This is a genomic window from Geomonas sp. Red276 (assembly GCF_054784495.1).
Window position 1 is genome coordinate 63,342 of sequence record NZ_BLXW01000011.1, and the last position, 14,604, is coordinate 77,945.

Sequence of the window (14,604 nt, forward strand, 5' to 3'; positions counted from 1 at the left end):
GGTTACCACTCCCCACCCGGACAAGCCTCTCCGCCTCGGTCAGGACCGCGTGGGGACGGGGTGCCCGCCTTTCGTCACACGCACCATTGTTAACAGTTCAACGCACTCGCCCTCCCCTTCAAGGGGCGGGGCGGGGTGAGGATGGGGGTGTTGGCCTTCCAGGTTGACACAGTCGGTGCGCTTTACACTTTCAAAGCAGTCGCCAATCTTCCACCTAGCGAATTCAATAACTTCCCAGCGGAATGCCAATTGCATCGTTAATCGCCCAATTGAGTAGCGGGGGTTGATGGTGTCGGTCTAATCCTGTAATGCCCATTGTGATAATTCTTTCACCCCGTTCACACCTGGAGCGTTTGTGAGATCGGGGGGATCCCATGAGGAAATCATGCGCAGCAACTCTTGCCGTCACCATCCACGCCGTGACCCTGCTCTGCTTTCTCTGTTTTCCTGTTTCATCGACCGCGGTCACTGTCCCCACCCAACACAACGATGCCGCCAGGAGCGGGCAGAATGTGAGCGAAACGGTACTCACCACTGCCAATGTGAGTGTGAACACCTTCGGCAAGCTGTTCTCGCGCTCGGTTGACGGGCAGATCTACGCCCAGCCGCTCTACCTCCCCAACGTCCCCATCCAGGGCAGCTCCCACAACGTGGTCTTCGCGGCCACCATGCACAACAGCGTCTACGCCTTCGACGCCGACGACCCCGCCGCCTCGGCGCCGCTATGGCAGGTGAACCTCGGCACCTCGGTCCCCGCCACCGACATCAGCTCCTCCTACCTCGACATCACCCCCGAGATCGGGGTCCTCGCCACGCCGGTCATCGACCCGGGAAGCGGGACCATCTACGTGGTGGCCAAGAGCAAGGAGACCGGCAGCTACCATTTCCGGCTCCACGCGCTCGACGTCGCCTCGGGGGGGGAGAAGTTCGGCGGCCCGGTGGAGATCACCGCCCAAGTGAGGGGGAGCGGGGACGGGAGCTCGGGCGGCGTGGTCACCCTCGACCCGCTGCATCACCTGAACCGCCCGGGACTGCTCCTCTTGAACGGCACCCTTTACCTCGGTTTCGGCTCGGTGGGGGACATCTCCCCCTACCACGGCTGGGTGCTCGCCTACAACGCCGGGACGCTGCAGCAGACGGGCGTCTTCAACACCACCCCCAACGGGAGCCAGGGGGCCATCTGGCAGGCGGGGAAGGGGCTCGCCGCCGACGCGAGCGGCAACATCTACCTCATGACCGGCAACGGGACCTTCGACGCCAGCAGCGGGGGGAGCGGCTACGGGGACAGCGTCCTCAAGCTCTCCACCGCCTCCGGGCTCTCGGTGGCCGACTACTTCACCCCCTTCAACCAGGCGACCCTCAGCGCCAACGACGCCGACCTGGGCTCGGGAGGGCCGATGCTGATCCCGGGGACCAGCCTCATGACCTGCATGGGGAAAGACGGCGTGATGCGGCTCATCGACACCCTCAACCTCGGGAAGTACAGCTCGACCGCCAACAACGACGTCCAGGAATTCCAGGCGATACCTTCGGGATCGATCTTCATGGGGGGGACGATCTACTGGAACAGCCCGATCAGCGGGCCATCGCTCTACGTCTGGGGGCCCAACGACTACCTCAAGCAGTACCGGTTTACCGGGAGCTCGCTGCAGACCACCCCGGTCTCCCAGAGCACCATGACCGAGTTCGGGGGGAACTCCAACTCGGTGCCGCTGTCGCTGTCGGCCAACGGCAGCCAGGCGGGGAGCGGGATCGTCTGGGCCTCGGCGGCCTACCAGCAGGACCCCAACCAGCAGACCGTCCCGGGCATCCTGCGCGCCTTCGACGCGGGGAACCTCTCGACCGAGCTCTGGAACAGCAAGCAGAACGCCGCCCGCGACGACGTCGGGAGCTACGCCAAGTTCTCTCCCCCCACCGTCGCCAACGGCAAGGTGTACCTGGCGACCTTCTCCAACCAGCTGCACGCCTACGGGCTTTTGGGGCTCACCATCAACTCGGGCTTTCTGGTGGCGGGGGTGGTGGGGCAGGGGTACAGCCAGGCGGTGGCCGCGGGGGGAGGGGAGACTCCCTACAGCTGGTCGGTGAGCGCGGGAAGCCTCCCCGCCGGACTGACCCTCAACCCCGCCACCGGGGTGATCGCCGGTACGCCGACCGCCGCCGGGACCTCCAACTTCACCGTCACGGTGCAGGATGCCGTCCAGGCGAGCTCCTCCAGGAACCTCAGCATCGCCATCTACGCCTTACCCCCGACCCTCGCCATCGACGTCAACGTCTCCACCGATTCGGCCGCCGCCGGCGCCACCGTCACCTCGCCCAACGTTGCCACCTCCTCGGGTAACGAGCTTTTGGTCGCCTTCATCGGGGGGAGTTCTCCGGGGACGGGCGCCAACACCTTCGTGCAGGGGGTGGCCAACACCGGCGGCGCCCTGACCTGGAACCGGGCGGTAGCCACCAACGCCCAGCAGGGGACCGCCGAGATCTGGTGGGCCTACGCCTCCGCCCCGCTGACCGGCACCGTCACCGCCACCTTGAGCCAGAGCGTCTCGTCCCGCTCGCTCACCGTGCTCACCTTCACCGGCGCCGACCTGCCCGGGGCTATCACCGGCAACAGCCTGGCGGCGGGAGCCCCCACCGCCACCCTGACCACCACCCGGAACAACTCCTGGGTGTTCGGGACCGGCAACGACTGGACCTCGGCCACCGCCCGTACGGCGGGAAGCGGTCAGGCGCTCGTGCACCAGTTCGTCTCCTCCACCACCGCGGACACCTACTGGGTGCAGGACCAGACCGGCCTCACCCCGGCCGCCGGGACCGCCGTGACCATCAACGACACCGCCCCTACCGGCGACATGTTCAACCTGAGCCTGGTGGAGATCCGCCCCCTCTCCACCGCGGCCCCGGCTCTGGCCATCACCACGGCGACCCTTCCGAGCGGCACCGCGGGAACCCCCTACAGCCAACCGGTGAACGTCGTCGGGGGGACTCCCCCCTACAGCTGGTCGATCAGCGCCGGCACCCTCCCGCCCGGACTCGCCATCGGCGCCGGCAACGGGACCGTATCGGGGACGCCGACCGGGGCGGGGACCAGTAATTTCACGGTGCGGGTGGTGGATGCCAGCCAGGCGTCGGTCACCCAGAACTACAGCATCACCATCGCCTCCAACTCGGGGCTCGCGGTGGATGTCAGCGTCTTCACCGATACCGCCACCGCGGGGAGCACCATTACCTCGCCGACGGTGACCACCAGGGCGGGCAACGAGCTCCTGGTCGCCTTCGTCTCCGCCTCCGGCCCCACCACCGGCACCAACGCCACGGTGACCGGCGTCTCCAACACCGGAGGGGCGCTGACCTGGAGCCGGGCGGTGGTCACCAACGCCCAGCGGGGAACCGCCGAGATCTGGTGGGCCTACGCAACCGGCGCCCTGAGCGGGACGGTTACCGCCACCCTCAACCAGAGCGTCTCCTCGCGCTCGCTCACGGTGATGACTTTCACCGGGGCGGCGGCCGGCGCCGACGCCATCGGGGCGGTGGGCAGCGGCAGCGCTTCCTCGGGGGCTCCCACCGCCTCGCTCACCACCACCCGGGCCAACTCCTGGGTCTTCGGGACCGGCAACGACTGGAGCGCGGCGGTCGCCCGGACCGTCGGGCCGGGGCAGTCGCTCGTCCACCAGTACCTCTCCACCGCCACCGGCGACACCTACTGGGTGCAGAGCCAGGCGGGGGCCACCCCCAACGCGGGGACCGCGGTGACCGTCAACGACACCGCCCCTTCCACCGACATGTACAACCTGAGCCTGGTGGAGATCCGGGTACCCGCCGGGCCGGTGCCGCTCGCCGTCACCACCGCCTCGCTCACCCCCGGAACGGTGGGGGTCCCCTATCCGGGGCAGACGATGGCCGCCAGCGGTGGCTCGCCGCCCTACAGCTGGTCGGCGACCGCTCTTCCACCCGGGCTTTCCATGACCAGCGGCGGCTCGGTCAGCGGGACGCCGACCGCCGCCGGGACCTTCGCGGTCGCCATCCAGGTCACCGACAGCGCCCAAAACTCGGCGGGTGCGACCCTCAACTTGACGGTATCGCCGGTGTCGGCGCTGGCGATCGATGCCTCGGTTTCCATCGATGCCCCCGGCACGGTGAGAAACCTGGTGACCCCGACCCTGACCACCCACGCGGCCAACGAGCTCCTGGTCGCCTTCGTCACGGCGAGCGCCCCCGCCACCGGGACCAATACCTCGGTCACCGGGATCACTAACAGCGGGACGCCGCTCACCTGGAGCCGGGCGGTGATCACCAACGGGCAGCGGGGGACGGCGGAGATCTGGTGGGCCTACGCGAGCTCCACGCTGAGCGGGACGGTGACCGCCTCCCTGAGCAGGAATGTCTCCTCCGGGTCGCTCACCGTGCTTTCCTTCACCGGGACCGCCGGCGGTGCGGCGGCGATCGGGGCGACCGGGAGCGGGAACGCCCTTTCGGGGGCGCCGACGGCTTCGCTGGTCACCACCCGTGCGAATTCGTGGGTGTTCGGGACCGGCAACGACTGGAGCGCGGCCATCGCCCGCACGGTGGGCCCCAACCAGGGGATGGTGCACCAGTTCCTGGCCAACGGGACCGGGGATACCTACTGGGTGCAGAGCCAGTCGGCGGTAACGCCGCTGGCCGGGACCGCGGTGACCATCAACGACACCGCGCCGACCGGGGACCGCTACAACCTGAGCATCGTGGAGATCAGGACGCCGTGACGGAGGGAGAGGGAGGGACGGGGGTAGAGTCAAAACCTCCCTCACCCGGCCTTCGGCCACCCTCTCCCCTGAAGGGGCGAGGGTATAATGGACGGCTTCGGCCACCCTGAAGGGGCGAGGGGGAGCGGGGGGGCTGGGCGGAAGTGGTCCGATTTTTAAGGGGATATCGATAAAACCGTTGAAATTGATCTGCAAGGACGGTAATATCGCCGGCGTTGCCCCTCACGTTAAGGTTTGTCTTGCGGTGCCCTCGGCGCACCCTGTTATCGATTGTGTGAAGGAGATACCATGGCGTACATGCAGTGGCAGGACTCGTTTTCGGTGAAGGTGAAGGAACTCGACGACCAGCACAAGGTGCTTCTCGGCATGGTCAATACCCTCCATGACGCCATGCTGGCCAACAAGGGGCGCGAGGTGCAGAAGAAGATCATCTACGAGATGGTCGACTACGCGACCGTCCACTTCTCGACCGAGGAGCGTTACATGCGCCGCTTCAATTACCCCGACTATCCCACCCACAAGCTCGAGCACGACGACTTCACCTCCAAGGCTCTCGAACTCAAGAGCCGCGCGGACCAGGACGGTTTCATCCTGACCCTGGAGGTACTCTCCTTCCTCAAGGAGTGGCTGCAAACCCACATCCTCGGCACCGATTCCAACTATTCCCGGCTTTTCAACTCTCACGGGCTCTGCTGATTACCGAACTTCCTGTATGACGGACGGGGCGGTCTCTATCTGGATTCACGCCGCCCCGTTTCCCTTCTTTCCCGTCGTTTTCATTACGCTTTCTCACCCAATACTTCTGTCTGATCTCCCCGGCTCGAACTGTGTCACCCTCCCTTTTTGTCATTAATTCGTAAATCCGATTTGACAATATTGTTGCTCTGCCGGAAGATTTATTGTAAGGCATAAGCCCATTTCATTACAGAGAGAATCCTAGTTACTCAGAGTAAGTCTGAGACTATCGCGCCGCGTCAATTTGATTCGATGTAGTTTGCAGGGGGAAAGGATGGGCGTCCAGCCTGTCGGCCGCAACGGGAGAAGCGGGAGCGACCCGCTTCCCGGTGTCGGGTGGGAAGGGGTGGTCGATACCCTCCCCGATCCCGTGGCCATCATCGACAACCAATCCCGCGTCATCATGGTGAACCGAGTCCTGGCCCGGCGCCTCGGCGGAGATCCCGAGCGTTTCCGGGGAGCTCTCTGCAGCGAGCTTCTCCACGGCTCGCAGTACTCCCCTAACGATTGCCCGCACCAACTGTCCCTCGCCGACGGGCGGGAACACCGGTGCGAGAGGATGCTGGAGCGGCTGGGGGGGACCTTTCTCATCGTCAACAGCCCGATCCTCGACCCGCAAAGGAGGATGGTCGCCTCGCTCCACCTGCTCAAGGACATCACCGGCGACGTGGAGAAGGAGCAGGTGTACCGCCGGCGCGAGAAGGATCTCGAGTGGCACGTGGCGGCGCGCACCCGCGAGCTCGAGAAGCTGAACGAGCTCCTGGTGGAGGAGGTCGGCCGTCGCAGGGCGATCGCCGACGCCCTCAAGGCGAGCGAGGAGCGTTACCGGAAGGTGGTCGAGGACCAGACCGAGGTCATCAGCCGTTACCGTCCGGATGGAACCTACACCTTCGTCAACGAAACCTTCTGCCGCTTCTTCGGCAAGCCCCGCGAGGAGCTGGAGGGGCGCCCCTGGATGCCGGACGCCCATCCGGAGGACCTTCCCCTGGTGCTGGAGCGCCTGAGCACGCTCTCCTGCGACAACCCGGTGGTCACCGTCGAGAACCGTGTCCACACCGGCAGCGGCGAGGTCCGCTGGATGCAGTTCGTCAACCGGGGGATCTTCGACGAAAAGGGGAGGCTGGTGGAGACCCAGGGGGTGGGGCGCGACGTCACCGAACGAAAGCTCGCCGAGGAGGCGCTCAAGGTGAGCGAGGAGCGCCTCGGCCTGGCGCTGGCCGCCTCGGGGATGGGGGTCTGGGAGTGGGACCGGGTGACCGGCCAGGTCCACCGCTCGCGGGAGTGCGCCGAGCTTTTCGGGGGGGGCGCCTCGGACCGGAGCCTCGACTGGTTCACGAGGACCATCCACCCCGACGACCTCCCGCGGGTGATGGCCGGCGCCGGCCGCGCCCTCGATGAGCGCGGCGACTACCGGGAGGAGTACCGGGTCATCCGCTGCGACGGAGAGATCCGCTGGATGGTTGACCACGGCCGGGCGCGGCTGGACGGGCAGGGGCGCCCCCGCTCCCTGTACGGCACCACCCAGGACATCACCGACCTCAAGCGGATGGAGACCTCGCTTCGGAACCTCTCGCGGCGGCTGGTGGAGATCGACGAGGAGACCAGGAAGAAGCTCGCCGCCGAGATCCACGACGAGATGGGGCGGGATCTCACCACGCTGGGGCTCCACTGGGCGCTCATGAAGGAGATGCTCTCGGACGATTCCCGGCGCATCCTGGGGAGCCGGCTGGACGACGCCACCGCGCTCTTGAAGAGCCTCACCCGCAACCTGCGCACCATGATGGTGAACCTGAGACCGCCGGTCCTCGACGACTACGGCCTCACGGTCGCCCTCACCTGGTACGCCGAGTTCTTCTCCGAGAAGAGCGGGCTCCCCATCTCGGTGGTCTGTGCGGACCCCTTCCCGCGCCTGACCCAGGAGTGCGAGACCGCGCTCTTCCGCATCGCCCAGGAGGCGCTCACCAACGCCGCCAAGCACGCGGAGGCGGGGAAGGTCACCGTCACCCTTCGACGCGAAAAAGGGATGCTCACGCTGTCGGTCGCCGATGACGGCAGGGGATTCGGCCTGGCGGCTCCCCCCAGAAAGGAAGGGGGGGGGTGGGGGACCGCCATCATGAGGGAACGGGCCATGACCATCGGCGGGCGCTTTTGCATGGAGTCGTCTCCCGGGAAGGGGTGCTCGGTGACCGTGGAGCTCAAGGAGGATGCATGCCGATAACGGTGCTTTTGGCCGACGACCACGCCGTGGTGCGCGACGGCCTCCGGATGATCCTGGACGCCCAGGAGGACCTCAAGGTGGTGGGGACCGCCGCCGACGGCCGCTCCGCGGTCCGGGAGACCATGGCACTGAACCCCGACGTGGTCATCATGGACATCGCCATGCCGGGGCTCAACGGGATCGAGGCCGCCTCGATCATCTCCCGCCAGCTCCCCTCCAGCTACGTCCTCATCCTCACCATGCACCACAGCTCCGAGCACGTCCACCGCGCGCTCCAGGCCGGCGCCCGCGGCTACCTCCTCAAGGAGTCCGCCGGCGAAGAACTCCTCACCGCGGTGAGGGCGGTCGGGAGGGGGCGCCGCTACTACGGCTCCGAGGTGCCGGTCGCCCGGGAGGCCAGCCCGCTGGAGAGCCTCAGCCAGCGCGAGCGCGAGGTGCTGCAGCTGGTCGCCGAGGGGAAATCGAGCGCCACCATCGCCAATACCCTCTCGCTTTCCGCCAAGACCGTGGAGACCTACCGCAGCAGGCTCATGGAGAAGCTCCGGGTGACCAACATGGCCTCGCTGATCAAGTTCGCCCTGCAGCACGGAGTGACCTCGGCCGAATGACGCACCACCTCTGCGCCGCCATTAGTCAAACCCCATTCCCATCGCTACCCAGCCGTAGGGTGGGGAGCCCTCCGCCCGCCGTTTCAAAGGAACCGGCGTCCGGGCGATGTCGTTCCGCGTGGGCACGGGGTGCCCACCCTGCGATCTAATGGCCCCTAGGCCGAATCAGTACCGAAAAATCAAACTTTCCTGACAGAATACCCCGCACGATTTTTGTACAAGTTAGATAGGCTCGTCCAGCTACGCAAACCGCTGAGACAGTACTTCCCGTTTCCAGACAGCACAGGAATTCTTTTCCATGCCCGGCGATCATAAGCGCTCACACGCCTCACCCAAAAAGGCCGCACGCCACATCGTGCTGGCGTACGCGCTCCTCTCCGCCGGCTGGATCCTTTCCTCGGACAACCTGGTCGCCCTGATCGCCGACAACCAGCAGGCCATCGTCCGGCTCTCGGTCCTCAAGGGGTGGCTGTTCGTCGCCTTCACCTCCTTTCTCCTCTACCACCTCATCATAAGCCACCTCCGGGACCGCGATGAGAGCCGCCGGGAATCTTCCTTAAGCGAGGACCGCTTCTCCACCATCTTCCGGGGAAGCCCGATCGCCATCGGCATCACGACGGCCGGGGACGGCCGCATCCTGGACGTCAACCCGACCTGGCTGGAGATGCTCGGCTTCTCACGGGAGGAGGTGATCGGCCGCAGCTCCTCCGAGCTTGCCATCTACGTCAACCCGCGCGATCGGGAGGGGGCGGTCCGGGAACTGCGGAGGACCGGCCGGGTCCGATACCGGGAGGTGAAGCTCAGGAGAAAGTCGGGAGAGGTGATCGACACCCTCTATTCCACCGAGATGATCGTGATCGGCAAGGATGTCTGCCTCCTGGCGATGATCTCCGACGTCACGGAAAGGAAGCGGGCGGAGGAGGAGCTCCGGGCCCGGGAGGAGATCTACCGCGACCTCGTGCAAAACGCCAACAGCGCCATCGTCAGGTGGAGCCGCGACGGGACCATCACCTTCTTCAACGAGTTCGCGCAGAGGTTCTTCGGCTACCGGGCCGAGGAGGCGGTGGGGCAGCCGGTCGCCATGCTGGTCCCCGCGGGGGAGGCCGGCGCGCCCTCCGGGAAGGGGGATCTCTCCGGGCTGATCGGTGACATCCTCGCCAATCCGCACCGCTACGCCAACAACGTCAACGAGAACGTCTGCCGGGACGGGCGCCGGGTCTGGATGACCTGGACCAACACGCCGATCTTCGGCCCGCAAGGGGAGCTGCTCGAGATCCTGGCGGTGGGAAGCGACATCACCGACCTGAAGAGGGCCGAGGAGCGCCTCTGGGAGAACGAGGAACGCTACCATGCCCTCATCGACACCGCCATCGAGGGGTTTTGCTCGGTGAACCGGGAGGGGCGGATTTTGGAGGTGAACGACGCCTACTGCGCCATGGTCGGCTACCCCCGCGACGAGCTCCTCGCCATGTCGATCGTCGACCTCGACTGCAGCGAGTCCCCCGACGAGGTGCAAAGGCACGTGGCGAGCGTGGTGGCGGATGGGTGCGACCGCTTCGAGAGCCGGCACCGCTGCCGGGACGGAAGCGAGATCGAGGTCGAGGTGAGCACCGTCCATCTCCCCAACCAGGGAATCTTCCTCTGCTTCATCCACGACATCACCCAGAGAAAGCGGAGCGAGGAGCGGATCGAGCACCTGAACCGGGTGCTGCGCGCGGTGCGCACGGTGGACCAGCTGATCGTCAGGGAGCGGGACGCCGGCTGCTTCATCAGCGAGACCTGCGAGCTCTTGGTCGAGCACCGCGGCTTCCGGGGGGCGATGATCATCATGACCGACCGGGGCGGGCGGCCGACCGGTCACGCCCAGGCCGGGTTCCGGGAGGACTTCACCCCGCTTTCCCGGCTGATCGAGGACGGGGTGCTCCCCGCCTGCTGCCGCAAGGCCAAGGAGGAGGCGGGTCCCTTGCTGGTCCCCCGGGTCGCCGGGGTCTGCGACGGCTGCCCGATCGCCTCCCCGCAAAACCCGTGCGAGACCATGTGCGTCCGGCTCACCCACGACGCCACCCTCTTCGGCTTCATGGCGGTGGTGCTGGATGACGGGCAGGGGGGCGACCAGGAGGAGGTGGCGCTCTTTGGCGAGCTGGCGAGCGACGTCGCCTTCGCCCTTTACACCTTCGACCAGGCGCAGGCCATGCAGACCGTGCAGGCCGAGCGGGACCGCTTCGAGGCGGAGCTTCGCCAGGCGCAGAAGATGGACGCCATCGGGCAGCTGGCCGGCGGCATCGCCCACGACTTCAACAACATGCTGAGCGTGATCCTCGGGGTGAGCAACCTGGCCCTGGAGCGGCTCACCCCGCAGGATCCCCTCTACCGCGAGCTTTTGCAGATCGAGCGGGCCGGCCAGCGTTCCGCCGACCTCACCCGCCAGCTCTTGGCCTTCTCCCGCAAGCAGGGGCGCCAGCCCGAGGTGGTCGACCTCAACCGGGTGATCGACAACCAGCGGAGCATGCTCTCCCGCCTGATCGGGGAGGAGATCCGCATCGTCTTCCAGCCGGCCCCCTCCCTCTGGAACATCAAGATCGACCCCTCCCAGATGGACCAGATCCTCACCAACCTGGCGGTCAACGCCCGCGACGCCATCGGCGGGGTAGGCTCCATCACGCTCGCCACCGGCAACGCGACCATCGACGGGGAGGCGGCCAGGATCCTCGGGCTTGCCGACGGCGACTACGTGAGGCTCGCCATCTCCGACACCGGCAGCGGCATCGAGAAGGGGGTCCTCGAGCGGATCTTCGAGCCGTTTTTCACCACCAAGGGGGAGGGGAAGGGGACCGGCCTGGGGCTCTCCACCGTGTACGGGATCGTCAAGCAGAACGAGGGGGGGATCACGGTGGAGAGCGTGCCCGGCCGGGGGACCACCTTCATCATCCACTTCCCCCGCTCCCTGGAGGAGGCGATCCCGCTGGAAGGGGTGATGGCCGGGGTCCCGATCAGGGGGACCGAGACGGTGCTGATCGTGGAGGACGAGGAGCAGGTCGTCTCCCTCATCGGCACCATCCTGGAGAGCCACGGCTATACGGTGCTGACCGCCCTCTCCGCCGAGGAGGCCATGGAGTGCTGCCGCCGCCACCCGGAGGAGATCCATCTCCTTTTGGCCGACGTGGTGATGCCGACCATGAACGGCCGCGAGCTCCAGGCGCGCGTCGAGGAGATCAGGCCGGCCATCCGCACCCTCTTCATGTCCGGCTACACCGCCGACATCGTCGCCGACCGCGGGGTGATCCGCGAGGGGGCCGACTTCCTCTCCAAACCGTTCACCGCCACCGTCCTCACCAAAAAGGTGCGGGAAGTGCTGGACGGCCGATAACCCATTGCGTTGGCGGCATTAAACTGCTAAATTCACGCTCCGTGAGGCCGCCTTTTCCGGGCAGCAGTCGCTCCGGCAGCGCCAGAGAAAAGGTCGCCCCTCAAGGAGGTTTTGGATGCATTCCGGCCATATGACCGGTAACTACATGGAGCACGGCTACTGCCTGAACTGGGAGCCGGGGCTCCTCGCCCTGCACGTCGGTTCCGACATCGTCACCGGTATCGCCTACTACTCGATCCCGCTCGCCATGTTCTACTTCGCCTACCGGCGCCGGGACCTTCCCTTCTACGGCATCTTCCTGATGTTCGCCGCCTTCATCCTTTCCTGCGGGACCACCCACCTGATGGGTGCCTACACCATCTACCGCCCCGACTACTGGATCGAGGGGGGCTTCAAGGCGCTCACCGCCGGCATCTCGGCGGCCACCGCCATCGCCTTCATCCCCCGCATCCCCCAGGCGATCTCCTTCCCGAGCATCCTAGCCACCATGGAGGAGGTCAAGGCCCTCAACGAGGAGCTCTCGGCCACCAACGCCAAGCTCCAGATGGCGACCTTCTCGCTGGAGCGGGTCTTCACCCCGGTCTACTGGTTCGCCTCCGACGGCCGGATACTGCACGCCAACCAGGCGGCCTCGGAGTTCCTGGGATACCCCATCGAGAAGGTGCTGCAGATGACGGTGGCCGATCTCAACCCCGACCTCCCCCTGGAGAGCTGGCCTGGTTTCTGGGATGAGCTCAAGGCCGAGGGTTCCCTGCGGCGCGAGGCCCAGCACCTCACCGGCGACGGGAGGCTCGTCGACGTGGAGATCTCCGGCAACTACATCTGCTACGAGGGGCAGGAGTACTACTGCTCCATCGTGCGGGACATCACCGACAGAAAGCGCGCCGAGGCCGAGCAGTTGGCCAACATCCAGCTGGAGAAGCAGCTCATGCAGGCCCAGAAGCTGGAGAGCCTGGGGGTGCTGGCGGGGGGGATCGCCCACGACTTCAACAACATCCTGATGGCCATCATCGGCAACGCGGACCTGGCGCTCAGGAAGGTCCCCAAGGAGTCGCCGGTCTGCGACAACCTGGAGGAGATCAACCGCTCCGCCGGCCGGGCCGCCGACCTCGCCCGGCAGATGCTCGCCTACTCGGGGAAGGGGAAGTTCGTGGTGGAGAGCATCGATCTCAACCGGCTGGTCGACGAGATGCTCCACATGCTGAAGGTCTCCATCTCCAAGATGGCGGTGCTCCGCTTCAACCCCGGCGCCAACCTCCCCACCATGGAGGCCGACGCCACCCAGATTCGCCAGGTCATCATGAACCTGATCATCAACGCCTCCGAGGCCATCGGTGAGCGGAGCGGGGTGGTCGCCATCAACACCGGCTTCATGGAGTGCGACCGGGACTACCTGAAGCACAACTGGGTGGACGAGGGGATCGCCGAGGGGAGCTACGTCTTTTTGGAGGTCTGCGACACCGGCTGCGGGATGGACGAGGCGACCAAGGCCAAGGTCTTCGACCCCTTCTTCACCACCAAGTTCACCGGCCGCGGGCTCGGCATGGCCGCCGTGCAGGGGATCGTGCGCGGGCACAAGGGCTCCATCAGGGTCTACAGCGAGCTGGGGAAGGGGACTACCTTCAAGCTCCTCTTCCCGGCCAGCGACCAGCCGGCGGCGCTCTCTACCGAGAGCCCGGAAGAGGACGGGTGGCGGGGGAGCGGGACGGTGCTCCTCGTGGACGACGAGGAGACCGTGCGGGCGACCGGCGGGAAGATGCTGCGGGAGCTCGGCTTCGAGGTGGTGGTCGCCTGCGACGGCCGCGAGGCGCTGGACCGCTTCCGCCTGGCCGGCGACGTCTCGCTCGTGGTCCTCGACCTGACCATGCCGCACATGGACGGCGAGCGCTGCTTCCGCGAACTGAAGGCGCTCGACCCGCGGGTGAAGGTGATCATGTCCAGCGGCTACAACGAGCAGGACGTCACCCAGAAATTCGTCGGCAAGGGGCTCGCCGGTTTCATCCAGAAACCGTACAAGCTCTCGGACCTGAAGAAGGTCATCCAGGAGATCGTCTGAGTCCGGCGAGGCGCTAGCGGGGGCCCCGAGGCCTCTCGTCCTCCTACGGCTGGGGATGGGAGGCCAGCAGCTCCTCCAGCGCCTCTTCGATCATACCCACCTCGCCCTCGTTGTTCTCGATCAGCCTCTTCAGTACCGGCACCAGTTCCTGATTGCCGCCTGCCTGGAGGATCCCCCGGCGGTAACGCGCCAGCAGCGACTCGAACTTGATGGCCACCTTGAGGGTCTGGACCCCCGAGAGCCTCGCCTCGCCGATCTCCTCGAAGAGCGCTGTCACCTTTCTGAGCACGGTGTTGAACGCATCCTTGCTCGCCTGCATCTCCTTGAGCGCCCGCTCCAGCCTTTCGACGTGATGGTCGTTCTCTGACATCATCGCCTTCAAAAGCCGCTGGAGCGCTTCGTCCCTGCACAAAACCACCGAGGTGGAGTGAAACTTCGTCAGGTGCTTCTCGACCCTGACCGCCATCTGGAGGGCGAGGTCCGGCGGGACGAACTCCTTCCTGATCCTGGCGAGGAGGAGTTCCAGGTCGCCCAGCACGGATTCGGCATCACCTACCTCGACGGTGATCCCGGTGATGCTGTCGGCCTTCATCCGGGAGAGGAGATTGAACTGGGAGGCGTGCTGTACCTCGTCCTCGGCGGTACTGAACCAAAGCGCCTGCAGCTTTGGATATTCTGCGTGCATGTGGGCAAAGACGCGGTAGATTTCGGCACAGGTAGTTTCGATCCGTTCACAACGGTCGAGCGCCACCTTCATTTCCAGCGGAAGCTGCTGAACCGGACTGTTATCTTTAAGGGATGATCTCACTGAGTCTGTCTCCTTTTTGGATATACGTTTCGGCAAAAACCTTTCCGGGCTTAAGTAAAATGCCCATTACCAT

General features: G+C 65.9%; 7 protein-coding genes. 6 read left to right on the forward strand and 1 reads right to left on the reverse strand.

All coding sequences use genetic code 11. From position 1 onward, the window contains the following. Nucleotides 1-374 precede the first annotated feature (374 nt). The 6 genes from ACYVL5_RS09765 to ACYVL5_RS09790 all read left to right on the forward strand — a co-directional run bounded on the left by ACYVL5_RS09765 (nucleotide 375) and on the right by ACYVL5_RS09790 (nucleotide 13,723). Nucleotides 375-4,739, forward strand: a complete 4,365-nt coding sequence (locus ACYVL5_RS09765) for a beta strand repeat-containing protein (protein WP_460595375.1) — start codon at nucleotides 375-377, stop codon at nucleotides 4,737-4,739. A gap of 288 nt (nucleotides 4,740-5,027) precedes the next feature. After that, on the forward strand, nucleotides 5,028-5,435 hold the full coding sequence (locus tag ACYVL5_RS09770; RefSeq protein WP_460595376.1) for a bacteriohemerythrin: 408 nt from the start codon (nucleotides 5,028-5,030) through the stop codon (nucleotides 5,433-5,435). A 313-nt stretch (nucleotides 5,436-5,748) separates the two neighbouring features. Continuing rightward, nucleotides 5,749-7,692 (forward strand): sensor histidine kinase, encoded by a 1,944-nt coding sequence (locus ACYVL5_RS09775; protein WP_460595377.1) that lies wholly within the window; start codon nucleotides 5,749-5,751, stop codon nucleotides 7,690-7,692. Beyond that, nucleotides 7,683-8,300: a response regulator transcription factor gene (locus ACYVL5_RS09780; RefSeq protein ID WP_460595378.1), complete on the forward strand. Its 618-nt coding sequence runs from the start codon at nucleotides 7,683-7,685 to the stop codon at nucleotides 8,298-8,300. Before ACYVL5_RS09775 ends, ACYVL5_RS09780 begins: the two co-directional genes overlap by 10 nt. A gap of 298 nt (nucleotides 8,301-8,598) precedes the next feature. Continuing rightward, nucleotides 8,599-11,667 carry a PAS domain S-box protein gene (locus ACYVL5_RS09785; protein ID WP_460595379.1) on the forward strand — a complete coding sequence of 1,023 codons (3,069 nt, stop codon included), beginning with the start codon at nucleotides 8,599-8,601 and terminating at the stop codon, nucleotides 11,665-11,667. Nucleotides 11,668-11,782: 115 nt separating this feature from the next. After that, on the forward strand, nucleotides 11,783-13,723 hold the full coding sequence (locus tag ACYVL5_RS09790) for a hybrid sensor histidine kinase/response regulator (protein ID WP_460595380.1): 1,941 nt from the start codon (nucleotides 11,783-11,785) through the stop codon (nucleotides 13,721-13,723). Nucleotides 13,724-13,766: 43 nt separating this feature from the next. Here ACYVL5_RS09790 and ACYVL5_RS09795 read toward each other — a convergent pair whose 3' ends face one another. After that, entirely contained in the window at nucleotides 13,767-14,531 is a 765-nt protein-coding gene (locus ACYVL5_RS09795; protein ID WP_460595381.1) for a hypothetical protein, read from the reverse strand. Nucleotides 14,532-14,604: the final 73 nt, after the last annotated feature.

Bases quoted from the DNA above. Each gene is read 5' to 3' on its own strand.
- ACYVL5_RS09765 (WP_460595375.1), top strand. From the start codon at position 375: ATGAGGAAATCATGCGCAGCAACTCTTGCCGTCACCATCCACGCCGTG.
- ACYVL5_RS09770 (WP_460595376.1), top strand. From the start codon at position 5,028: ATGGCGTACATGCAGTGGCAGGACTCGTTTTCGGTGAAGGTGAAGGAA.
- ACYVL5_RS09775 (WP_460595377.1), top strand. From the start codon at position 5,749: ATGGGCGTCCAGCCTGTCGGCCGCAACGGGAGAAGCGGGAGCGACCCG.
- ACYVL5_RS09780 (WP_460595378.1), top strand. From the start codon at position 7,683: ATGCCGATAACGGTGCTTTTGGCCGACGACCACGCCGTGGTGCGCGAC.
- ACYVL5_RS09785 (WP_460595379.1), top strand. From the start codon at position 8,599: ATGCCCGGCGATCATAAGCGCTCACACGCCTCACCCAAAAAGGCCGCA.
- ACYVL5_RS09790 (WP_460595380.1), top strand. From the start codon at position 11,783: ATGCATTCCGGCCATATGACCGGTAACTACATGGAGCACGGCTACTGC.